Origin of the sequence: Luteimonas sp. S4-F44 (assembly GCF_022637415.1) — a bacterium.
Taxonomy (GTDB): domain Bacteria; phylum Pseudomonadota; class Gammaproteobacteria; order Xanthomonadales; family Xanthomonadaceae; genus Luteimonas.
This window is the reverse complement of record NZ_CP093340.1, coordinates 1,092,749-1,117,429: the sequence shown is the minus strand read 5'-3', so window position 1 is coordinate 1,117,429 and position 24,681 is coordinate 1,092,749. Positions and strand designations below refer to the sequence as shown.

Genomic DNA, 24,681 nt, shown 5'->3' with positions numbered 1-24,681 from the left:
TATGCAGTGCGCCGCCGCATCCGAACCCCGGGACTACCATGGCCGCCAATCGCGAGGCGTGTCCGATCCATCCAGTTGCGATGCGGACTGCACGCCCCGCACAACTGCCTGCTGGACACCCTTGGGAGGGGCGATGTCGAAGCTCGATCGCAACCTGCTCAGCGTTGCGCTGTCGTCTGCGCTGCTGATGCTCGCAACCGGCGCACACGCGCAGACCACCGCGTCCACGGACGCGACCGACACTGCCACGACGCAGACACCGGCCTCCGGCGACGCCGTGCAGCTCGACAGCGTGCGTGTCACCGGCATCCGCCGCGGCATCGAACTGTCGATGGACACCAAGCAAGCCGAGGACACCATCGTCGAGGCGATCTCGGCCGAGGACATCGGCAAGTTGCCCGACACCAGCATCGCCGACTCGCTGGCGCGCCTACCCGGCATCTCGGCACAGCGTTTCGGCGGCCGCCCGCAGGAGCTCAACATCCGCGGATTCGCCGGCGATTTCTCCACCGCGCTGCTCAATGGCCGTGAGCAGGTGAGCTTCGGCAACAACCGCGGCGTGGAGTTCGACCAGTACCCGTCCGAACTGATCAGCCAGGTCGTGGTGCACAAGACCACCAATGCGCAGCTGGTCGGCCAGGGCCTGTCGGGCACGGTCAACATGAAGACCGTCCGCCCATTGTCGTTCGGCGAGCGCGCGGTCGCGGTGAACGTGCGCGGCGACATGAACAAGCTCGGCGATGACAAAGAGTACGGCAGCCGCGCCAGCATCTCGTACATCGATCAGTTCGCCGATAACACCGTCGGCATTGCCGTCGGTTACGCCCGCCTCGACAGCCCGAACCTAGGCCACCAGTTCGAGTCGTGGAACTTCAACAAGGAGTACGCAGGCTGGGAGGGCAACGGCGTGCTCGGCGGTACCGCGGCCTATGCGATCGAAGGCAGCAATCGCCGCGACGGCTACATGGCGGTGCTCGAGTTCCAGCCCAACGAGCGTCTGCACTCGACCATCGACCTCTTCTACTCGCAGTTCGATCGGCAAGAGAACAAGTACGGCCTGCAGACCGGTCTGGCCTATGGCCGGGCGACCCTCGACGAGGCCACACTGAGCCCCGACGGCACCACAATCGATTCGACCTGGTCGCAGATCGCGCCGATCGTGCTGCGCAATGACAGCAACACCATGGACGACCGCCTGCTGTCGTTCGGCTGGAATACCGAATTGGAGGTCAACGCGAATTGGACGCTGACCACCGACGTCAGCCATTCGCGCGCGCGCCGTGCCGAGCAGCTGTTCGAGGTCTACGCCACGCCGCCGGCCGGCGTCACCACCTCGGGTCGCTACGTGTTCAATCCCGAGGGCTGGTACGACATCGACCTCGACTACGACCTCGGCGCGCCGGGCGGTTTCGTCCTGCGCGATCCCGACCGCTGGGGCGGCGAGCGCGACCAGGCCGGCTACCTGAAGAACTTCGAGGTCCGCGACCAGATCAGCGCATTCCGGGTCGACCTCGAGCGCCGCTTCGATACCGGCTTTCTGTCCGCCCTGCGCTTCGGCGGCAACATCACCGACCGCCGCAAGAGCCGCGCGTCGACCGAGTACACGCTGTGCGTCACCGACGCCTGTACCGGCGATCTCAGCGTCGCGATCCCGGGCCAGTACGTGCGCAACAGCGCGTTCGGCTTCGCCGGCATTCCCTCGCTCCTCGACCTCGACGAGCGCGCGATGCTCGCCGCCGGCGTCTATCGCCCGTGGCGCAAGGACGATGCGGCGATCAATGACAAGAACTGGGAGATCCACGAAGAGATCGGCACGCTCTATGTCCAGGCCGACATCGACACCGATCTCGGCCCGGTGCCGCTCAAGGGCAACGTCGGCGTGCAGGTGGTCAACGCCAGCCAGCGCTCGACCGGCGTGGCGACGTTTGAAGGCGCTGCGCTGGAAGCGCCCAGCGAGCGCGGCGCCGACCACGTGCACTACCTGCCGAGCATGAACCTGTCGTTCGGCCTGCCGGCCGAGCAGTTCCTGCGCGTGGGTGCCTCGCGTCAGATGGCGCGCCCGCGCATGGACGAGTTGACCGCGGGTGGCAGCTACAGCATCGACCGCAGCCGCGACCGCTGGACCGGCAGCGGCGGCAACCCCGAGCTCGATCCGTGGCTGGCCAATGCCTACGACCTCTCGTACGAGAAGTACTTCGGCAACGAGTCGATCGGACGCGGCTACGTCAGCGCGGCGTATTTCTACAAGGACCTCAAGACGTACATCTACCGTCAGACGACGGAGTTCGACTTCAGCCAGCTACCGCTGCCTGCCGAGCTGCCGGGCAACCTGCCGCCGTCGTGGATCGGCGAGTACAGCCAGCCGGTCAACGGCGAGGGCGGGACGATCAAGGGCTGGGAGTTCGCCGTATCGTTGCCGCTGGGCCTGCTGTGGGCGCCGCTGGAAGGCTTCGGCTTCATGGGCAACTACTCCGACACCGAGAGCGACATCGCGCCCAACGGCCCCGACAGTTCCGAGCCCCTGCCGGGCCTGTCGAAGTACGTCTCCAACGTTGCGCTGTACTACGAGCGCTACGGCTTCTCGGCCCGCGTGTCGCAGCGCAGCCGCTCCGACTTCCTCGGCGAAGTCCAGGGCGCCGGCGGCGACCGCACCAAGGTGATGTTCACCGGCGAGACCGTGACCGACCTGCAGCTCGGCTACGCCTTCGAAAGCGGACGCCTGGAGGGCCTGTCGCTGCTGCTGCAGGTCAACAACCTGGAGAACGAGCCCTTCCGCTCGACCTTCGACGGCCTGCAGGAGCGCCCGAACCAGTTCTACGATTACGGCCGCACCTACCTGATGGGGGTCAACTACCGCTTCTGACCCGGCCGACCGCGCGGTGCACCGCCGCGCGGCCGGGACCGGCCACGTCGGGCGCACGCCATCCCAGTCCGGGACACGCTTGTGCGCCTCCGATGACTGGGCTAGAATGCGCGACCTCGCCGAAGCGGCGGGCAGCAACACCGGGCGGTTAGCTCAGCGGTAGAGCACTACCTTGACATGGTAGGGGTCACAGGTTCGAACCCTGTACCGCCCACCACGAAAATGCCTCAATTTGAAGGCGTTTCGTGACAAGCACGCAGCGCGGGGTCGATCGACTGTCCCCAGACTGCCCCCAAGAATGCCGGCCGCAGCGCCGGCATTTTTGTGTCTCAGGGATGGTTAATAGCACGTTCGAGGCCGGCATCTTTGCTATCGCCCGACCTGCCGCCGACTCGAAAGCGGCCAGACACGTCGCTCGGCGAGTCGACAACGCTTCAGGGACGACGCACGATGCCCTGCCGGGCCAGCATCGCATCGAGACGGCGCTGCACGCAGCGCCGTTCGTCATCGGTCCTGGCCTTGACGAGGATGCGCTGCGCCAGAGCGTCGAACTGGGGATCGAACGCCGCGCGCACGCGCAGCTTCTCCAGCCAGACAGGCAGCATGCCTTCCAGCTCGTCCAGCGCTGCCTCGAGCGTCTCGGGCAGGCGGGTGTTCACGCAGTCACGCCCTCGTTGCTGGCGCTGCGTGGCCAGTGCAGCACGACCTCATGCACCGCATCGGCACGGCGCAGCGCAATATCCAGGTGCGTCTGGCGCTCGCCATCGAGCCACAACGCGGGCGGGCCCGCATCGACCTGCGTGACCTCGATCCGGTAGACCGCCGCGCCATGGCGCAACTGCATCCGGTAACCGGGCCAGGCAGCGGGAATACAGGGCGCGATCTCGAGCGTCTGCCCACGGATCCGCAGACCAAGCAGCGATTCGGTCAGCAACCGATACATCCAGCCGGCCGAACCGGTGTACCAGGTCCAGCCACCGCGGCCGACGTGCGGCGCGACGCCGTAGACATCGGCCGCCATCACGTAGGGCTCGACCTTGTAGACGGCCGCGCCGGCCGCATCCGCGGCGTGATGGATGGGATTGATCATCCGCGCGAGCTCCCATGCGCGCTCGCGGTCGCCCAGCGCCGCGAACGCCATCGCCGACCACACCGCGGCATGCGTGTACTGGCCGCCGTTCTCGCGCACGCCAGGCACATAGCCGCGGATGTAGCCCGGGTCATGCGTGGTCCGGTCGAACGGGGGATCGAGCAGTTGGATCAGGCCGGCCTCGCGCTTGACCAGGTGGCTGTCGAGCGCGGTCATCGCCTGGCGCGCGCGTTCGGGATCGGCTGCGCCCGAGAGCACCGCCCAACTCTGGGAGATTGAATCGATCTGGCATTCGTCGCTGTCCCGCGAGCCGATCGGGGTGCCGTCGTCGAACCAGGCCCGCCGGTACCAGCCGCCATCCCAGGCGTGGGCTTCGAGATCGCGCCGCAGCCCCGTCGCCGCATCTGTACAGACCTGGGCGAACGCCGCGTCACCGCGCGCCTGGGCGACCTTCGAAAAGCGCTGCAGCACATCGAACAGGAAGAAGCCCAGCCACACGCTCTCGCCGCGTCCGCCCTCGCCGACCCGGTTCATGCCGTCATTCCAGTCGCCGGTGCCCATCAGCGGCAGCCCGCGCGCGCCAAGCAACGACATCCCGCGTTTGAGTGCGATCACGCAGTGGTCGTAGAACGATTGCACGCGCCCCGACGCCACCGGCAGGTCGTAGTACGACTCCTCGTCGGCGTTGACCAGCCTGCCCTCGATGTAGCCCACGCGCTCGTCGAGCACGCTGTCGTCGCCGGTCGCCTCAAGATAACGACAGGCGGCCAGCGGCAGCCAGAGATAATCGTCCGAGCAGCGCGTGCGCACGCCCCGATCCGCCGGCGGGTGCCACCAGTGCAGCACATCACCTTGGGGAAATTGGTGCGCGGCGCTGAGCAGCAGGTGCGCGCGCGTCAGCGCAGGCAGCGCATGCACCGTCGCCATGGTGTCCTGGAGCTGGTCGCGGAATCCGAATGCGCCGCCGGACTGGTAATACCCACTGCGCGCGACATAGCGGCATGCCAGCGTCTGGTAGGGCAACCAGCCGTTGACCAGCAGGTCCGTAGCCGGCTCCGGCGTCTCCACCTGCACCGTGCCGAGCGTCTGCAGCCAGTGCAGGCGCACGCCATCGAGGGCATCGTGGGCAGGCATCGCGCCGCGCAGCCGTTGCGCGAGTTGCAGGGCTGCGGACTTGTCGTCGCCAATGCCGAGCCGGAACACGGTCTCGGCCGCCTGGTCCGGCGCCAGGTCCACCCACACCTGGATCGCAGTGCATGGATCGAGGCCTGCGCCGAGCCGGCCCGACAGCCGCGTCCGGCGCAGCGCATCGGGATCGCGCAGGCTGCCGTTGCGGCCGAGAAACTCGCTTCGATCGCAGCTGAAGCTGCGACGGTCGCCATCGACGTCGAAGAACGCGACGCGCCCGCCGAACTCGGTGTTGTAGGGATTACGCGCGGTCAGCACGCCACTCGCCGGATCCTGCTCGCTGACCACGTGCATCTGCGTTTTCACGCGCAGGTCGCCCAGGACCCACTCGACATAGCCGGTCGCCGACAGGCGTCGTGCTCGACCCGAGAGATTGCGCAGCTTGAGCACCGAGAACTTCACCGGATCGCGCAGTGCCACGTAGATCCACAATTCGCTGGCGATGCCGTCCTCGACGTGCTCGTAGACGCTGTAGCCAAACCCGTGCCGGGTCCGGTAAGCGCCGCGTCCGCGGCGCGGCAACGTCATCGGCGACCAGACGTGGCCGCTGTCCTCGTCACGCAGATAGAAGGCTTCGCCGCCGGTATCGGAGACCGGATCGTTGTGCCACGGCGTCAGCCGGAACTCGTGTGCGTTTTCGAACCAGGTGTAGCCGGGCCCGCTCTCGCTGACCACGGTGCCGAGCGCAGGATTGGCCATGACGTTGGCCCACGGCGCCGGTGTCACAGCGCCCTCATCGAGCACGATGACGTACTCGCGCCCATCGGCCGAGAACGCACCGATGCCGTTGGCGAACAACGACGCCTCGGCCATCGCCTCGAATGGCCATGGGTCCTCCGCGGGACCATGCCACACGTCCGGCGGCGGCAGGCCATAGAGGCTGTCGTCCCCACCCTTCTCGGCCGCAGGTGCGGCGGTGCCCGCATCCGCGATCAACAGCGGCTCCTCGCGCTCGGGCGTCGTATGGCGCCCGACCTGCGCCGCCAGAGTGCCCTTCTGGTCGCTCACGATCACTCGCGCGATCGACTGGATCAGAATACGGTCCTCCTGCGAGATCTGTTGGATTGGCCGCACGAAAATGCCGCCTGGGCGATCGAGCACGTTGCCCTCTGGACCCGCGGAGACCAGCCCCAGGATCTGCTCCTGCAACTGCTGGCGGTAGCCGGCCTGGTCCTCGTTCCAGATCACCAGATCGACGTTGAGTCCCTTGAGCCGCCAATAGGCGTGGGCCTGCACCATCTGCCGCACCAGTTCGATGTTGTCGGCATCGGCGATCTGCACCAGCACGATCGGCAGGTCGCCGGAAATCGAGTGCCCCCACAAGCCCGACTGCCCGCGCCGGTTCTGCAGCAGCACCGCGCTATCTGCGCGCAGGAACGGATGAACGAAGACCATCAACCCCGCGATGCGCTCGTAGAGCTGCGCGTCGGCCTGCGACGCGTTGATCTGGCGGCGCACGACCTGGCTGTGGGTCCAGGCCAAGTCGAACACGCGGTCGGCGAGCCGGCGGTCGCGGTACTTATCGATCAGCGCCGCGCACGCGTCGCGGTCGTCACCGACGCCGGTGACCAGATCGAGCACCGCGGTCTGCTCCGGCGCCAGCGCGACCCGCACCCGGATCGCGACGATCGGGTCGAGCACCGACCCTGCAGTGCCCGACAGCATGCCAGGGCCGCGCATGGCCTGTGGATCGCGCGGCGTACAGCCTCGGCCGAGAAAACGCGCGCGATCGGTCTCGTAGGAGATCTCCACAATGTCCGCACCGTGCGCAGCGAGGAGATGCAACATCCACGGCGTCACTTCGTCGTGGGCGCGGGGCCGCCGCGTGCACAGCAGCGCCTGCTTCTCGCGCACGATCTCGGTCTGCACGAACAAGTTGCCGAAGGCGGGATGAAGCTCGTCGGCGATCGCCGGCGCCAGGACCACTTCGGCATAGGTCGTCACTTCAACGATACGTGTGCGGCGCGAGCGGTTGCTCAGGCGCAGGCGGCGCAGTTCGATATCGTCCTCGGCCGAAACGGCGATCTCCAGATGGGTCTCCAGTCCGCGCTTGCGACCGCGAAACTCGGCTTTGGCATCGGAGAAGATCGCCTCGTAGTGCTCGACCGGCACACAGGTCGGCTGATAGGCGGCCGACCACACATCGCCCGCCTCGACATCGCACAGATAGCAGAAGGCGCCCCAATGGTCGCGCGTGCCGTCCTCCCGCCAGCGGGTGACCGCCATATCGTGCCGGCGCAAATAGCTGCCGCCGGCGCTGGTGAGCAGGGCGTGGAAGCGGCCGTTGGACAACATCTGCACGGCCGGTCGCGACGCGTCGGGCGTGCGGAACACCCGAAGCTGCGTCTCGCCAACCGCCTCGGTACTGCGCACACTGAGCGATCCAATCTCGTGTGGACGGACCACGCCGGTGCGCGGCACGCGCTCCTGCAGCAGCAGCAACGTCGCCTGGAATTCCGCATCGGCGACGAAGCGGCGCTGCATCGGCTGCTCACGCAGCAGGTGGTCGAGGGCCAGGAATCCCATGCCCTGGTGGTGCGCCATGAACGAGCGGACAACCGCATGGGTCTGGCCGCGCGGCAACCGGGAGGCGGTGTAATCGATCGCCTCGTACATGCCGAAGCGGCCGGAGAAACCGGCATCGTCAAGCCGTTGCAGGTTCTGGGTGGCCGCCTCGGGCGCGACCATCAGCGCCATCATGGTCGCGTAAGGCGCGATCACCAGATCCTCGCCGAGCCCGCGCTTGAGCCCCAGCCCCGGGACACCGAAGGCGCGGTACTGGTAATTCATCCGGGTATCGACGGCGTTGTAACCGGACTCCGAAATGCCCCAGGGCACATCGTGCTGGCGACCGTAGGCGATCTGAGCGCGGACCGCATGCAGCGCTGTCTGATCCAGCAACGTATCGGGATAACTGGGCATCACCAACTGCGGCATCAGGTACTCGAACATCGAGCCGCTCCACGACAGCAGCGTCGCTTCGCCATCGACCTCGGTCAGCAGCCGGCCGAGCGCGAACCACGTGTCCTGCGGCAACTGGCCCTGCGCGATCGCGACGAAGCTGCACAGCCGAGCTTCCGAGGCGAGCAGATCGTAGTGGCCCTGATCGAGGCGGCGATTGTCGACGTCGTAGCCGATTGACAACAATTGCCGCGAACGATCGAAGAGGAACCCGTACTCCATCAACGAGAACTGACCCGCGATGTGGGCGAGTCGCTCAAGCTCGCGCACCCGGGCCAAAGCGCGTTCGCGCACTGTGGGATCGTGACCGGGCGCACACAGGGCGCGTAGCGAAGGCAGCGGGTCCGCGGCCAATGACCCGTCGTTGCTGTGCGCGTCCGTGACCGCCGCGGGCAGCAAGCACGACAGCGCCTCGGCTGCCTCGTCGCACGCGTTCTGTAGGCGCGCTGCCCAGTCCGCACATTCGTCGGGGGCCTGCGGGTCGTCGGCTGCAGGCGCCATCTCCGACAACGGCGCGGCCAGTGTGCGCAATGCCTCGAGCGCGACGCGCGCGGTGACAATCGTCGACGGCGGCGAGGCGATGACGTCAGCCAGCGCCGCCCCCAGCGCCTCGGACGCGACGGTCCAGGGCACGCTCGCCCGCCCCTGTGTTTCAACCGCCTCCACCAACAACCCGAACGTATCGGCCAGACCGGCATACGTCTGCGGCGCCAGCACTGGGGCATCGACGAGTGCCAGCAGCCCCTGCCGAAGCGTCAGCAGATGCCCGGCCAGGTTGCCGCTGTCGACGGTGGAGATGTAGCGCGGTGGCAACGGTGCCAGCGTCTCGGTGTCGTACCAGTTGTAGAAGTGTCCGCGGTGGCGCTCCAGCCGATCGAGCGTGGCGAATACGCGCTGGGTGCGCTGGATGACCGCCGGGGTCTGCAGGTAACCGAAATCCCAGGCGGCCAGGTTCGCCAGCAACGACAGTCCGATATTGGTCGGCGAGGTGCGACGCGCAACGGCCAGTGACGGATGTTCCTGGATGTTATCCGGCGGCAGCCAATGATCCGCTTCGCGAATATTGACCTCGAAGAACGCCCAGGTACGTCGCGCGAGCCGCCCGAGAAACGCGAGTTGCGCCGTCGACAGCTGCGCACTGCGTTGCGGCGGCGCACGCCCGAGCCAGGCCATCAGCAGCGGCGAGACCGCCCACAGCGCCAGCGGCAGACCGGCGGCCCACACAGCCGCCGGATTGATCCGCGCCAGCAGCAGCCCGATCAGCAACGCCAGCGGCGGTACAGCCCCCATCGCGCGCAGTTCGGCCGCCATGCCGCTACCGAGCGAACGTTCGACCTCGCTCGAGGGATTCCACTGCAACAGATGCCGATGACTGACCAGCATGCGCCATAAGGTCACCGCGATTGCCGAAAGGCTGAACATCGCTTCGTAGGGCAGGCAGGCGAAATTGACCACGGCGCGCACCAGGCCGCGGCCAGTGGCGTCGCCGACCTGCTGCAGATGGGTGTCGATGCGCATATCCGCCGGCTTCGACAGCAGGTCACGCAGTGCCGGAATCAGCACCGGCGCGAAGAACACCGCCAGCAGCCAAAGTGTCCAGGCCAGCGGCGCGGGTTGCGTCAACCAGCCAAACAGCAGCAACGCCAACGCCGAGACCGGGACCAGGCTGCGGCGCAGGTTGTCGAGCAGTTTGCCGCGCGAAAGCCAGGACAGCGGATTGCGGACCGCGCCGTCACGTGCGCTGGGCACCCACGGCAGCAGCCAGGGCAGCAGCTGCCAGTCGCCACGAATCCAACGGTGACGCCGCTTGACGTCGGCAGCGTAGCGCGACGGGTAATCCTCGTAGAGCCGCACGTCACTGACCAAGCCGGCGCGCGCATAGCAGCCTTCGAGCAGATCGTGACTGAGGATGCGGTTGTCCGGCAGGCGTCCGTCCAGTGCCTGCTCGAACGCATCGACATCGTAGATGCCTTTGCCGACGAAGGAGCCTTCGCCGAACAGGTCCTGATAGACGTCCGACACCGTGCGCGTGTACGGATCGATGCCCGGCTCGCTGCCATACATGCGCGCGTAGCGGCTGATCGGGCGGCCGCTGAAGCTGCTGCCCACGCTCGGCTGCAAGATGCCGTAGCCGCGCGTGACCCGTTGGCGCCGCGGATCGAAGCGCGCCCGGTTGAGCGGATGCGCCAACGTGCCGACGAACGCGCGCGCCGCATCGCGGGGCAGTCGGGTGTCAGTGTCGAGGGTAATCACGTAGCGCACGTTCGCCAACACGTCGACTCGGCCGACCAGACGCTGGAACGCACCGGTGCCGGCCCCGCGCAGCAGACCGTTCAGCGCGGCCAGCTTGCCGCGCTTGCGCTCCTCGCCCATCCAGCAGCCTTCGCCGGCGTTCCACGTGCGCGGGCGATGGAACAGGAAAAAACGGTCGCCACCCGGCGCCGGGCTGTCACCCAGATAGCGCTGGTTGAGGCCCGTGATCGCCGCCGCTGCATGCGCCAGCAGCGCGGCATCGCCGGGCATCTGCGCCAGGTCGGCATCAAGGTAGTCGCTGAGTAACGCGAAGTGCAGATGCGGGTCGCGATTGGCGAGGAACCGCACCTCGAGCCCTTCGATGAGCGCATCGACCTCGCCGATATCGCCGAACATGCACGGCACCACCACCAGCGCACGCGACGTGGCGGGAATGCCTTCGGAAAAGTCCAGCCGCGGCAACGGCCTTGGCGGCATCACCACCGTCGCCAGCCAGTTGGTCAGTGCGATACCGAGCTCGCTGAACACCAGCACGCCCAGGGCGGCAAGCAGCCACCCGGGCGCCCAGGTGACTTCACGCATGTCGGCCTGCCCCAGGAGGCCGCTGGTCGCGAGCGCGACGACGATCGCAATCAGCGCGAGATAGACCGGCAATGGCACGGTCCGCGGGATGATGCGGATCCGCGCACGGCCGTGCACAGCCGCCAGCGCGGCGACCGTCTGCGCAACCCCGTCGTCGACGAGGTAGTACCCCACATGCGCCTCGATCGCGTCGGCAGGGTGCGCCTGTGCCAGGCGCAGCGTGGTCCGTGCCACCTCGACCTCGTCGACCCCAGCACGGCGCGCCATCCGCTCGATCGCATGGCGATAATAGTCACGGGTGCCGAAATCCATCCGCACATAGGTCGCGGCGGGGTCCTCGCGCAGCACGGCGTCCACCAGGCTCATGGTCTCGACGTACTCGCGCCAGTCCATCGTCGCCAGGAACCGCAGGCTGCCGATGCTGTTGCCGATCGACACCTGATCTTCGGCCTGCTGCTGGCTCTCGGCATGGACCAGCGCGTCGATGCGCAGCCCCGTGTCGGACAGCCATTGCTCGATCCAGTTCAGCGGCATCGCCAGCGCCGCCCCCCGCCCATGCAGACCCCGGGTAAGTTCTGCGACGAACGCACCGGTCGCCGGCGGCGCGCTGCGCGCCAGATCGGCGACCACCAGCACCACATGACGCGGCGCCTGCGCGGCGGTCGCATTGAGTCGCTCGGCCCAGCGACGCGCGAGGCGGTGGTCCTCGCCGTCGCGCATCACCCGCACCGCCATGCGACGCAAGTTCTCCAGCACGGCCAGGCGCAGCATGATCGGGATCGCCCACAACTCGCCGAGCGCCAGCGGGGTCACTGACTGATAGGCCGCGACGAACCCGCTCAGCGTCGTCGCATCGACCTGCCCGTCTCCATGCGCCACCGCCTCCATCGCCAGGTCGTAGACCCGCGGCAAGCCGGCCGACGGCCCGTGGGAAAGCGTAGGGAGTTCTCGGCTGTAGTCCTTGGGCAGATGCCGGCGCGCCAGCCGCACCTGCTCCTCGATCAGGTGATAGTTGTCGAGCAGCCACTCGCCCGCAGGGGTGATGCGGATCTCGTCGCGGACCATCAGCGACAGGAAGGTACGCGCGTCTTCGAGCAGCGCCGCGTTCTCGCTCAACCGCGCCAGCAGGCGGTCGGGCACGCGGCGGACCTGGACCCGGTGCGCCAGCGCGAGCGCCTTGCCGTGCAGTTCCATCTGCTCGGCGCTGAACAGCTGCGCGCGCAGCGGTGCTTCCGCCTCGGCATCGACGGGGAGTGTGGCATGCCGCAATCGCGCGTTTCGGCGCAACCGCCACCAACGGCGAACCATCCTTGACGCAGCGATCATTGAATGACCCGTCGGGCCAGGCGGCCCTCGCCGCCATCATTGCACCCGCCTGGCATGCGGGCGTGACGATGGTCCGACCCGCGCCACCGTGACGTATCCGGCGAGACGGCGAACGGCCTGGCCGTCCCCACCGCCGAGCGCGACTGACGTCGCGGATACGCCCGGTCGCGCTGCCCGCCGCGGCGACCTCAGCGCGACCGGCGTGTCATTGAATCAGGCTGGCCGTCTTGATCTTCTGGATCTGGTCGCGCAGGCGCCCGGCCTCCTCGAACTCGAGGTCCCGGGCATGCTGGTACATCTGCTGCTCGAGCGTCCTGAGCTTCGCCGCGAGCTTGTCGGGCGGCAGCGCCGCGTAGTCCTCGGCCGGTTCGGCGACCTTGCGGCCCTTGCCACGGCCCTTCTTCTCGAGCTCGGGCTCGGCACGCGCGCCTTCCATGATGTCGACGATCGCGCGGGCGACCGATTTCGGCGTGATGCCGTGCTCGGCGTTGTACTCGACCTGCTTCTGGCGCCGGCGGTCGGTCTCGTCGAGCGCGGTCTGCATCGAATTGGTGATGCGATCGGCATACAAGATGGCCTTGCCGCGCAGGTTGCGGGCGGCACGGCCGATCGTCTGGATCAACGACCCGCCCGAACGCAGGAAGCCCTCTTTGTCGGCGTCGAGGATCGCGACCAGCGACACCTCGGGCATGTCCAGGCCCTCGCGCAGCAGGTTGATGCCCACCAGCACATCGAACTTGCCCAACCGCAGGTCGCGGATGATCTCCACCCGCTCGACGGTGTCGATATCCGAGTGCAGATAGCGCACCTTGACGTCGTGTTCGCTCAGGTACTCGGTCAGGTTCTCGGCCATGCGCTTGGTCAGCGTCGTGATCAACACCCGGTCGCCCATCGCCACGCGCTCGCGGATCTCGCCCAGCACGTCGTCGACCTGGGTCGCGACCGGCCGGATCTCCACCACCGGGTCGATCAGGCCGGTCGGACGCACGACCAGCTCCACCACCTGGCCCTGTGACTTCTCCATCTCGTAGGTGCCGGGGGTGGCCGAGACGAAGATCGCCCGCGGCGAGCGCCCTTCCCACTCCTCGAACTTCAATGGCCGGTTGTCCAGCGCCGACGGCAGCCGGAAACCGAAATTGACCAGCGTCTCCTTGCGCGAGCGGTCGCCCTTGTACATCGCCCCGATCTGCGGAACGGTGACATGCGACTCGTCGATGACCAGCAGCGCGTCGGGCGGCAGGTAGTCGAACAGGCACGGCGGCGCCTCGCCCGGCATGCGCCCGGTCAGGTGCCTGGAGTAGTTCTCCACGCCGTTGCAGTAGCCGACCTCGGCCATCATCTCCAGGTCGAACTGGGTGCGCTGCTGCAGCCGCTGCGCCTCCACCAGCTTGTTCTCGGCGTAGAACTGCTCCAGCCTCGGCGGCAACTCGGCCTTGATCGCCTCGATCGCATCCAGCGTGGTGCGCCGCGTGGTCACGTAGTGCGACTTGGGGTAAATCGTGTAACGCTGCAGCGTGCGCCGGGTCTCGCCGGTCAGCGGGTCGAACTGGGTGATGCGCTCGATCTCGCCGTCGAACAGCTCGATACGCAATGCCTCGGCGTCCGATTCGGCCGGGTGCACGTCGATCGTCTCGCCACGCACCCTGTAGGTACCGCGGCGCAGTTCATGATCATTGCGGCTGTACTGCATTTCGGTCAGTCGTCGGATCAGCTCGCGCTGGTCGATGCGCTCGCCCCGGACCATGTGCAGCACCATCCGGAAGTACTCGTTCGGGTCGCCCAGGCCGTAGATCGCCGAGACCGTGCACACGATGATCGCGTCGCGACGCTCGAGCAGCGCCTTGGTCGCCGACAGCCGCATCTGCTCGATGTGCTCGTTCACCGAGCTGTCCTTCTCGATGTAGGTGTCCGACGACGGCACATACGCCTCGGGCTGGTAGTAGTCGTAATAGCTGACGAAGTACTCGACTGCGTTGTGCGGGAAGAACGACTTGAACTCGCCGTACAGCTGGGCGGCCAGGGTCTTGTTCGGCGCCATCACCAAGGTCGGCTTCTGCACCCGCTGGATCACGTTGGCGATGGTGTAGGTCTTGCCTGAGCCGGTCACGCCGAGCAGCGTCTGATGCGCCAGGCCGGCCTCGAAGCCCTCGACCAGCTGCTCGATCGCCCGCGGCTGGTCGCCCGCCGGCTGGTAGGGCGAGACGAGCTGGAATCCGGCGGGTTGGATGGCGTCGTTCATGGCGTCTGCGCTGCGAGGGAGCACTTCAAATGGGGGCGGCCGACGCTGGCGACAACCGCCGGTACGGGGAACCCCCGACGATAGCAGGCGGAGGTTTCCGACCCGTGGAGGCGGCCCGTACTGAGCGACGGCGCCCCGCGGAACCGGTCATGCTGACCGCTCCCGTTCAGGAGGATCGGCCATGCAGCGCGAACGCGGCGTCACGTTGCTCGAACTGATGTGCACCGTCAGTGTGCTTCTGGTGTTCACGCTGATCGGGGTTCCCGCCTTTGCGCAGGCCCTGGCGGCCTACCGCGCGATCTCGGCGGCCGAGCACCTCAAGGCCGACCTGGCCCTGGCCCGCAATGCCGCTGTCACCGGCGGCAAGAGCATCGTCGTCTGCCCGCGCACCGAGGACAACCGATGCCGCGACGACGGCGCCTGGACGCTGGGCTGGTTGGTGCTGCGGGACCCGGACCGCGATCTCGCCGCTGACGCCGACCACGACCTGCTGCGCATCGCCCAGCCACCGGGGCTGGTCAACGGCAACCTCGCCTTCGAGGCCAACCGCCCATTCGTGCGCTACCGACCGGACGGCCGCAGCGTCGGGACCAACCTGACCATCGCCGTCTGCAGCGCCGGCCGCGTCCAGCGCCGGCTCATCGTCAACAATGCCGGGCGCGCGCGGACCGAACGGACCACGGACGCCGCACCATGCGGCGCGGGATGACGCCCCACCCCGCCCGCGCCCATCCCCACGGCGCCACGCCTCGTTCGGGCGCTTGACCTCCCGCGACGAACCCTTAAACTACGCCTCCCCGCCCGAATAGCTCAGCTGGTTAGAGCACTTGACTGTTAATCAGGGGGTCGTTGGTTCGAGTCCAACTTCGGGCGCCAAATTCAAGAGGTCCGCAGCGATGCGGGCCTTTTTTGTGTGCAGTTCTTTCGCGGCATGTCCAGCAAGATGGATGTCAGCATTGCTCCGTTGGTGCAGCTGCACTTGTCGGATAGCTCTTGAAGCCGACGAGCCCTATGTTGCGTGCAGAGAATTGCCAGATCAGCTCCTACCCGACTACGCATAGGATGTGATCACGGCGACCTTCCTGGCAAAGACCACCTCGCTAATAGCCATAGACGTCGATTGCAATTGCATTGTGTAACAGTTGACAATTTCGCCCCTGTGAAAGCGCAGTAATCACTGCGCTCTCCCTGTATATAGCCAAATTCAACGTGCCGCCGTTCACAGACATTTCCGCGAGTCGCACATTCTAGCGCTGGAAGAACTTTGTCGAGGACTATGAGCCCACCCTGGTGAACGTGAACGCGGATATGAGGGCTGGCGAAAAGCGGTGTCTCTGCTCAGGCTTGCGCACCGCCCAAGGTACCCAGCCCTTGGCACGCGCCGGTATTGTGCCGACATGGAACGCTGCAACCCGTGCCGGCTTATTGAGCACATTGAAGGTGAGCTTCCTATCATCCGATCGACGGACCACCATCCTGACCCTGCTGGCCGGCTCCTGCGGCTCAGCACAGCCACCACTACACCGAAGCGCCAGGCGGACCGAAAAGGTACAAGCGCGCGGGTCTATTCAGCTTTCCCAAACACGATTACGCTTTGGCGCCGGACTACTTGGTGGACAACCGGAAGCTGCTCACGCTCACCAGCAGGGTCACGACATCAAAAGATTCATTGCTGACATCAATACCCCGTAACATCGAGCACTAGAGCCTGGGGGACGCTACCGTAGTTTCGAACAAAGTTCTGATCGGCGGTCGGGTAGTAGATCTCCGATGTCATCACGTCGACCAACTGGACGTATGGACGAACCGGGTTACCTACTAGGGTAGTCATGCTGAGTCCCGTCCGATAGAACCGCCGCACCTTCTGCCCAATGATGTCGGTGGATTCCAAGGTCTCGATCTGGCGCTGAACGAGGATTACTCCAGCGTATTGCCTGCCAACCTCCCCCGTGAAAGTCTGACCTTGACTGAGGGTGGCAACAACAACCCCATATTTGCTCAAGGCATCGAAAGTCACGCGTCCCTGGGCATCCCGGATGACAAGGCCAGACTTCGAGTTTTGGGTTACAGGGCGGTCGAATATATAGCTGGTGAATGACCTCACCCCTTGGTACCCAGCCTTAAGAATGCACCCCCACGTACGGTTAGAACCGTTGATCGTGGTGTAGTTCATGCACCACTCGCCCTCCAGGAACCCGGCAAAAATCGGGGTCTCGGCTCCCGAGAACGTAATCGGTGGGACATAGGCATTCTGAGTGGATGTGATCTTCTTTTCGCGCAGGGCAACAGACGGGTTCGTGTCATCAATCATGATCGTCCCGTAGTCGTTCCAGATTTTTATCCCCGCCGGCATCTCAATACTCCACCATAATCAAGTTCTGACGTTGGCGCCCGCCAGCCCCATAGTTCCAAGAGACGTTGTTCCCGGACACGGTCACCACGGGCGCGGTCCCGGTCTCTTCGGTGGGGATCGCTACTACCTTGAGCGTCCCCTGCACCCCGCTGACCGTATAGGAGCCCGAACTGGTGTCGCCGATGTCGGCAGCAGTCAGCAACCGGAACAGACGCTTGCTGCTATCGAACTGAAGCGTCCCGTCAGCATTCCACACGCAAATCCCAGAAGGCATCAGGCCCAGACCCCCAACTGCACGCGGAGCACCCCGTTTCTATCGTAGGTGCGCCAGCTTCCATCACTGTACTCTGTACGCTCGCCACCACCAGGTGCCACAATACGAAACACCGACGCCAACACATTGAACTCCGACCGCACGCCGTCGTTGACGCTCTCGAACCCGGAAATCAGGTTACCGTTCGTCAGGTACAGGCCCGCCTTGGCGTTGAGCCCTGACTGGAGCGAGAATGTGGCCTGGTTGAGCCCCGTTGCGCCAGCAGACCACGGCGACGGCCGCGTTTGCCCAGGCGCTGCCTTTTCCAGCATCGGCATTGCGATCCATGCGTACGGACCGTCCCCCGGGCTTTCCGACCCCCACCGCATCCGAACTTGCGTTGTACCGCTTGGTGCTGTTCCGCTCACCTCTGCCCTAGCCCATGCGGCGATGGCGTTGCCGCCACCAGCCTGATACTGATTACTGCGAACGTACAGCAGCAAATCGCCATTGGCGTTCAAGAACTGGACTTCAACGTGCCCCAGGCAGCGGTGATTAGCTAAGTACGCCGAAACGATGTATTTCTCGCCCGGCACAGCAGGCACGCCAATGCTATCCAGATAATTTGCACCAGTTGGGGTGCCAGAAGCGGTGATTCCGAAAGAGTTAACGCCATCAGGTTTCCACTGCGGCTGAGCCAGATTTACGGAAGCGGTGCGCGACGCCCACATCAGAACGCCCCATTCCCAGCCGCTACCGATATCGCCGCCGTTGCCGCCAAAATCAGCATTGCGCAGCAGGTTGCCTCCGCCGGTCTGATTCGAACGCACGTCGATAATTGCGGACGCGGCCCCGTTGGCCGCCGCCAGCGCTTGCGTCGCGGTCGACTGGGCGCTGCCCGCTTTGCTGTCGACGGTCGTGATCTGCTGCGCGAGCTGCTGGCCCTGCGTCGCGACGACTGTCTGCAGCTGCGTCACGCTGGCCTCGCTCGCCGCGCGCCCGTCGCCGGCTGGCAGCTTGCCCTCGACGGCCGTCACCCGGCTGGCTGTTGCCGAGTTGGCCGTCGCGGCGGCCTGTTCTGCGGACACCACGCGCGCCTCGGTCGCCAGTTTGTCCGCGCCGGACGGCATGCGCACCTCGATCGCGGTCGTCCGGGTGCCGAGCGCGGTGTCGCGATCGACACTCGCCGTGTTAACGGCGTTGATGTTGCTGCTCACGTCGATCGACGATTCGGACCACGCCGTAGCCGTGGCGCCGACTTGCAACTTGGCGTCATCAAATATGAAATCGAACTGCGATGCGGTGTTTAGCACGCCTTGCGAACGCAAGATCGCTCGGAAATACGCAGCGCCGGTTGGGAACTTTCGAGTAACGCTTAGAAACTGCGGCTCGAGACTTGATGCGCCAATCGACTGTACAGTTGTACCCACAACAGCGCCTGCTGCGCTGTACGCCAGCAAGTAAATTCGCGGGGCCGGCCCTTCGCTCGTGGGGCTCTGGCCCCATGCCGAAAACGTATAGGTCTCTTCGGCTTTTAGCCCCGAGATATCTTGCCGAACCTCGATATAAGGCGTATTCGTCCCGGTTCCTGTACCGACCTGTCGAAATGCCAGCCCCTTTCCACGCGGACTGATTGATGGAACCTGCGAGCTGAAGCGTGTGCCTGCCGCGATGTTCGAGGTGGTGATGGTCCAGCCCCGGAAGCTGTCTGCAACGTTCTGGCCGTTCCACTCCTCAAACGAAGAGTTCGCGAGCAGATTGTCGCCGCCTGCATTGCTCAACGCCGCGCTGACCGAGTCGAGCCGCTGACCGAGGGCACTATTTGCCGTGGCAGCGGCATTCTCCGCAGCGATTACCCGGGCTTCGTTTGCGAGCTTATCGCTCCCGGTGGGCATGCGCCCCTCAATCACGCTGGTCCGATTCGCCAGCGCGCTGTTCGCAGTCGCAGCGGCCTGTTCGACCGAGAGCACGCGCGCCTCGCTCGCGGCGCGACCACCGTCGACCGGGGCCTTGGTTTCCAGCGCCGCGGTTCGACTCGCCAGCGACGTGATGTCGGTGCCCTGCTGCGTGACCTTGGCATCAGTGACGATCAATGATTGCGCGAGCGTGTTGCTTTGCAGCTGCAGATCAGAGATCGAGGTCGGCTGAGTGAGCCGGAGCTCTTTGATCCACACCCCTGGCTCAGTGCCCGTGACGCCGGCGTTCGCGATCCGCACGTAACCTTGCGAGGGGGCGTTGGATGGAATCTCGATGTTGGCGCCCACCGTCCGGTAGGTGGTTGTAGGCGTGAACGTTGAAGGGCTGATCGTGCTGCCAATCCAGGCCGTTCCACTTAACCCGGTGACGATTCCCGCGCCTCCTGCTGACCAGCCGGTATAGCCCGCGGTGGTCTTGTAGGTGACCTCGATCCGCATGGTCTTGCCCCGGACCAGCGTGACCGGGACGATGTTGCCCTTGCGCAAGGCACCGGCCGCGTACATAGCTTGCTCGGCGCTGTCGAAGACGCCCGTATCCGCTTGGTTCGACGGAGACGTCGCCCAGTTCGCGAGGCCGTCTGCGAAATTGCCATTGACCACCAGATTGACAGTCGGCCCCTCGATGACGGCACGCACGTCCTCGATGCGCTCCGCGTTTGCAGCGTTCGCGCTCGCCGCAGCCTGCGCGGCATCGGTGACGCTGGCCGCTGTCGCGAGGGAGCCCGACCCCGTCGGCATGCGCGCCTCGATGACAGAAGCGCGCTGCGCCAACGCGTTGTCCCGCGACACGCTCGCGGCCTCGTTTGCGGTCACGACCGCTTGCGTCGCCAGCGCACCGGTGCCGGCCGGCATCCGGGCCTCGATCACGGTGGTCCGCTGTCCCAGGGCATGGTCGCGGGTGACGCTCGCCGACTCGTTCGCGGCGACCGTGGCTTGGGTGGCCAGGGCGCCGGTACCGCTCGGCATGCGCGTCTCGATGAGGGTCGTCCGCTGGCCGAGCGCGTTATCGCGGCTCACGCTGGCGGCCTCATTCGCTGCCACGGTGGCCTGGGCCGCCAGCGCGCCATTCCCGCTGGGCAGGCGGGCTACCACCGCGTCCAGGCGGGTGACCTCGGCGTTGAGGTCCGTGGCCATCTGCGTGGTCGCGGCCAGCGCAGCCGCAAGGGCTTCGCCGACGCTGTCGTAGTCGCCGAGCTTTTCCCAGGCGGTCGGCGTCGACGCCGGGTTCTGGCCGGTCGTCTGCACGCGGGCGCGGTACAGGCCGCCGTCGTAGCGGACGAGCCAACCGGCGTTATAGGTCGCGCCGGGCTCCCACTCGGGGGCGCCGACAATCTCGGCGATCTCGGCGGCCAGCGCTTCGGCCTGCGCCATCGCCGCATCCGCGCGCGCGACGGCTTCGTCCCGCGCAGCGTTGGCCTTGACCGTCGCATCGGCCGATGCCGTGGCAACAGCCGCGGTCCGCGCCGCGTTGGCCTTGGCCGTCGCGTCCGTCGACGCCGCGCTGATCGCAGCGATTCGTGCGGCCTCGGCCTTGCTCGCCGCATCGGCGGCTGCGTCGCTCGCGACCTTGGCGTCGGCCTCGAACCGGTCGGCGATCTCCTTCGAGACCTTGTCGCCGATCGCACCCAGGTCGTCGCCGATGCCGCCTATCTGCTCGCCAAGATTCCGGCCGAGCGTCCTGGCGACCACGCGCATGCCGGTCGACAGCGTGCCGCTGGTGTTGCGCGAGCGCGCCGCGAACGTCCAATCACCGGATTCCGGCACCACGGCTTCGAACGGCGCCGTGTGGTAGCCGTCGGCATTGCCGACCGGCTGCATCGCGTCCCAGTCGGGCGCGGCGACCTTACCGGCGGTGACGCGGATCTCGACGCCGGCGAAATCCGCCGACCGCGTCGTGCCGTCGAACCAACCCCAGGTGTAGAGCCGCACGCCGCCGGAACGCTCCTCGACGTCGAACAGGTCGATCAGCACCGGCGGCGCGTCGGCGCCGATCGTGCTGTAGATCGTGCCCGTGGCGATGCCCGGCCGGCCGTCCGGCGCGAACGGGCGCACCGCAATCTGATACGTGCCCGCGCCCGGGATGCGCCATGCGGCGCTGCGCGTCGTCGTGCGCGCGACTTCCTGCAGCTGGCCGTTCGCGTCGGCCATCTGCACCACGGTGTCGCCGACCGGGCCGCTGACCTCCCACTGCGCGACCAGCTCCGTGTAGACAGTGTCGCCCTGAACCACCTGCCGCTCGCTGACCTGCAGGTCCGACGCGACCGGGCGCGTCTGCAGCAGCGACTGGTTCGGCGGCCGGATGTAGCGCCCCGTCCGCACGTACTCCCAGAACTCGGGCCCCTCGGGCACAACCGATACCCTGGCGCCCTTCATGTCCGCTTCCGGTTCCATCGCGACCACGCGCACGCGATAACCGGGGGTGGACTTGAAGTCATAGCACCAAAGCGTATCCCAGGCAGGATTACCCTCGCTGTCGCCCGGCAGGGCGGCATCGCTCGGCCACGCGTCAACCAATTGCAGGACGCTCGACTTTTCGACGAATGGCCTGACTTCGAATACACGATAATTGCGTTCACCCGGGATGCGCAGGCCAAGATAGGCCCGGCCCTGCTCGGGCGGCGGGACCGGCTCATCGAGCTCGATCGTAACCACGCCGTTGTCGATACGCGCGGCCTTTACCGTGCCGCTGATCCCCCACTGTGTGAGGTCGTGAGACAACGACAGCATCGACAGCCGTCGATAGGACAGATGCTCAAGATTTGTGGCGTATGTGATGCTCTTGTACTGGAACAGGCTCTGCGCAAGATGCCACCTTGCAATCATGGCCGCATGCGCTTCACTCGTGATGCCTTCGCCTGTCACCTGCGCAGGATTGAGCATAGTGGTAGCGCCGGGTGCCGGGATGCGAAGCGTCTTAGTGCTCCAGTCCTCTGCATCGTAGTAGGTGAACTCGATACCGTCGGCAGCATTTGCCAAGGTGTAATCGACTTGGAACTGCCCTCTTTTGATGTTGCCCATGCCGACTACGCCACTCAGCGGCTGCTCGTCCGCCGCCCACACGGGCGACAGCCGGCCCTGCGCCCAAGTCACTTGGCTGAAGCCGGCCAACGCCAGGCTGTTCACCATTTCGTCGTGATTACGCGCGTCCTTGACGACGTAGTTGTAGCTGAAGCTCTCGGCCTCACAATGCGCCATGAACGCCTGCAAGCCGGCAATGTCAATCATCTCCTCGGACAGGCCGATACCGGCGATCCGCCGGCCATTCTCATCATTGATACCGCGGGCGTATGCAAGCAGGTGAGCGCCAGGGTTACTCGTCTCGCGCGTTACCCACTCTGCGCCCGTCCAGACCGGTACCGGCCGGCTGACGACGACGCAGCGAATTTCGTCGGGCGCGTTCTGAAGCTGACCGGACGCTTTCATCCGAACGCCGATGCGGGGAATACCGGCGTAATCGGTTGTATCCGTCTGGACCGCGGTCATCGTGGTCCATTGCCACTGCGAACGGCCGTTAGAGCCGCCGCCATCGATCGCGCGGCCCTGGATGCGGACGCGCACGTCGTACTGTCCCTCCGGCACGTCGCGCGCCAGCGTCGCACGGTGGGGGTTGTAGTCGCTGTTCGCGAAATTGCGGGACACCAGCGGCGTCCACGCCCCCGTACCAACTGGGCAATACTGCACCTCGACCGTCTCGATGTTCGTGTAGGGCTTGCCCTTACTCGTCTGGTCGCCCAGCACATACTCGAGGTTGATCTGGATACGGACCGTCCGCGCCGGCGTTGTGCGCTGTACCCAGGTGCGGTCCTTGTTGAGCTCACCGCCCTGGATCGTGTCCGCGTTGCTGTACAGTGGGATCTTCTGCTCAGGCATGCCTGGGAAGCCGGCGTAGAACGTCTCCACTCCCTCGAACGAGGACAGCAGCGCATCGCCAAGGTAGAGTTCTTCAACACGGTGCACGTTGACGCCAGGCGTCAACACCAGCCCGACGAACTGGTCGTCGCCCTCGTACCAGCTGTAAGGTGCGCTGAGCACGTCGGGGGCGAACTTCACGCGACCAAAAGTCAGCGCAAACGGCTGGTACTGCCGCGCCTGGTTGCGACTCGAGCCGACGTTGTAGACCGTATTCTGTTGGGATTGCCCGCTACCCGCCGGCTTGGGCCCCAAGACCTTGTTGATCAGCATGCTGCCCGCGACAAAGGTGGCGGATGCCAATCCTGCTGCCACGAAACCGCTTGCGCCAAAGAACGTACCGACACCCGTCGCATTACCGAGGATCCCGCCCCCGGTTGCACCCCCACCGAACGTGAAGTACGTAAGGACCGCAAGCGCGACGATGTACAGCGCCTGCTTGCCGACCAGGCTGCGGACCTCGATCAGCGTGCCGTCGCGTGGGCGTACCCGCTCCATGAGTTCGACCGGCACCAGCACGCCGTTGATCCGCACTTCCCAGGCGTCACCCGTCCAGTTATCCACCTCCCGCCGCAGGAAGTCGCCTAGTTTCTCTCCTGGAAGCAGCTGGGCAACGCGATTTTGCTGGCCATCATCCGTCACCGGATGCGGACTGGTGATCAGCCGGCTACAGACCGGCGGGCACTCGATCAGACCCATTTGTAGAACCCCTCAATCGGAGCGCCCCAATCGGGCAACTCGCGCACGCGGTGGCAGACCGACTCTCCGATCTGCTCGCAGCTGTGCAGGACCCAGCCTTCATGGGCCAGGAATAAATAGACGCCGACGTGCGCTGGCCGCCCCCCCTCGAACATGACGACCAGATCGCCATCCGCAGGTTCCTCGGTACGATGACCATAAGGCCGTGACAGCTCACCTAGAGCGACCTGCCCGCGCGCGCCTCTTGGACGGTTGTCGGGCAACACGACGTCGCGTCCGAACAGCTCCCGCTGCACAAGCACAACGAAGTCCGCACAATCCAATGTGTCGGCACAATAGGGCACGCCGACCAGACGTTCGACGTCAGCCAGCTGCATCTTCTGCACCCTCGATTGCCGTACGCACGTCCTGCCGCCCCTCCCCAAGTTCGCGGCCGTCGCGGTTCGCTGGCCATTCAACCTTGCAACCCATGCGATGCACGGATCCTCCAATCAGAGCCGCCTTGACCAGAGCGTTGAAGCGCACGGCGATAGCCCGCAAGATCGGCATAAAGTCATTTGTCCTGACCGCTGCGGGTTCAATCAGCATCGTCAGCGGCCTCACGCTCCTCTTCCACGTGGATCGACGCAGCCGCCAACACCCCGCTAAGCTCATCACCGGATGCCACAAGCGGGCACGGGCTATCCAGCGGTACAAGCTGGGCACCGGTGACGTACAGCGACTGGATCAGACCGTCACGGTTGTAGAACGCAACCAAGCCCTGCGGCGCTTCTTCGCCGACTGAAACAACCAGTACCGGGTTGCTCGGCTCAAGCTCGAGCGCCTTGGCCAATCCAGGCTCAAAACACATGAACTCGCCCGCGGTGTAAGGGAACGGGTCGCCGCCAAGCGCTGCGCGGTTTCGCTCAGCCCAGGTCGAAAGCTGATCACGAATGATTTGCGTCGTTGCCTCGACCTGAATCATCACCATGTTCGCGTTTTCCATTCTC

11 protein-coding genes and 2 tRNA genes are annotated in these 24,681 nt (G+C 65.8%); 4 read left to right on the top strand and 9 right to left on the bottom strand.

The genetic code is table 11. The annotated features are described in order from the left end of the window. Nucleotides 1-133 precede the first annotated feature (133 nt). Together MNO14_RS05115 and MNO14_RS05110 are read left to right on the top strand one after the other, a co-directional pair. A complete protein-coding gene (locus tag MNO14_RS05115; protein ID WP_241945667.1) occupies nt 134-2,863 on the top strand; it encodes a TonB-dependent receptor in 2,730 nt (909 codons plus the stop codon). A gap of 142 nt (nt 2,864-3,005) precedes the next feature. Then, nucleotides 3,006-3,080: transfer RNA gene (locus tag MNO14_RS05110), tRNA-Val, on the top strand. A gap of 217 nt (nt 3,081-3,297) precedes the next feature. Here the strand turns inward: MNO14_RS05110 and MNO14_RS05105 are convergent. The 3 genes from MNO14_RS05105 to uvrB form a co-directional block, all read right to left on the bottom strand. Then, nucleotides 3,298-3,522, bottom strand: a complete 225-nt coding sequence (locus tag MNO14_RS05105; RefSeq protein ID WP_241945666.1) for a hypothetical protein — start codon at nt 3,520-3,522, stop codon at nt 3,298-3,300. Further along, nucleotides 3,519-12,131 carry a glucoamylase family protein gene (locus MNO14_RS05100; RefSeq protein WP_241946264.1) on the bottom strand — a complete coding sequence of 2,871 codons (8,613 nt, stop codon included), beginning with the start codon at nt 12,129-12,131 and terminating at the stop codon, nt 3,519-3,521. Before MNO14_RS05100 ends, MNO14_RS05105 begins: the two co-directional genes overlap by 4 nt. Nucleotides 12,132-12,468: 337 nt before the next feature. Beyond that, a complete protein-coding gene (gene uvrB / locus MNO14_RS05095; protein WP_241945665.1) occupies nt 12,469-14,502 on the bottom strand; it encodes an excinuclease ABC subunit UvrB in 2,034 nt (677 codons plus the stop codon). Nucleotides 14,503-14,683: 181 nt separating this feature from the next. On the opposite strand from uvrB, the gene MNO14_RS05090 reads away from it, so the two are divergent. Then, nucleotides 14,684-15,211 (top strand): GspH/FimT family pseudopilin, encoded by a 528-nt coding sequence (locus MNO14_RS05090; RefSeq protein WP_241945664.1) that lies wholly within the window; start codon nt 14,684-14,686, stop codon nt 15,209-15,211. Nucleotides 15,212-15,301: 90 nt separating this feature from the next. Further along, nucleotides 15,302-15,378: transfer RNA gene (locus MNO14_RS05085), tRNA-Asn, on the top strand. An 802-nt stretch (nt 15,379-16,180) separates the two neighbouring features. Here the strand turns inward: MNO14_RS05085 and MNO14_RS05080 are convergent. The 6 genes from MNO14_RS05080 to MNO14_RS05055 are packed head-to-tail and all read right to left on the bottom strand — an operon-like array spanning nt 16,181 to nt 24,677. Beyond that, nucleotides 16,181-16,813 carry a hypothetical protein gene (locus MNO14_RS05080; RefSeq protein WP_241945663.1) on the bottom strand — a complete coding sequence of 211 codons (633 nt, stop codon included), beginning with the start codon at nt 16,811-16,813 and terminating at the stop codon, nt 16,181-16,183. 43 nt (nt 16,814-16,856) lie between these two features. Next, nucleotides 16,857-17,129 (bottom strand): hypothetical protein, encoded by a 273-nt coding sequence (locus tag MNO14_RS05075; protein WP_241945662.1) that lies wholly within the window; start codon nt 17,127-17,129, stop codon nt 16,857-16,859. Continuing rightward, nucleotides 17,129-23,692 (bottom strand): host specificity factor TipJ family phage tail protein, encoded by a 6,564-nt coding sequence (locus MNO14_RS05070; protein ID WP_241945661.1) that lies wholly within the window; start codon nt 23,690-23,692, stop codon nt 17,129-17,131. The genes MNO14_RS05075 and MNO14_RS05070 overlap by 1 nt, the downstream gene beginning before the upstream one ends. After that, nucleotides 23,683-24,069 carry an NlpC/P60 family protein gene (locus MNO14_RS05065; protein WP_241945660.1) on the bottom strand — a complete coding sequence of 129 codons (387 nt, stop codon included), beginning with the start codon at nt 24,067-24,069 and terminating at the stop codon, nt 23,683-23,685. Before MNO14_RS05065 ends, MNO14_RS05070 begins: the two co-directional genes overlap by 10 nt. After that, nucleotides 24,056-24,280 carry a hypothetical protein gene (locus MNO14_RS05060; protein WP_241945659.1) on the bottom strand — a complete coding sequence of 75 codons (225 nt, stop codon included), beginning with the start codon at nt 24,278-24,280 and terminating at the stop codon, nt 24,056-24,058. The genes MNO14_RS05065 and MNO14_RS05060 overlap by 14 nt, the downstream gene beginning before the upstream one ends. Continuing rightward, on the bottom strand, nt 24,270-24,677 hold the full coding sequence (locus MNO14_RS05055) for a hypothetical protein (protein ID WP_241945658.1): 408 nt from the start codon (nt 24,675-24,677) through the stop codon (nt 24,270-24,272). The genes MNO14_RS05060 and MNO14_RS05055 overlap by 11 nt, the downstream gene beginning before the upstream one ends. Nucleotides 24,678-24,681 lie beyond the last annotated feature (4 nt).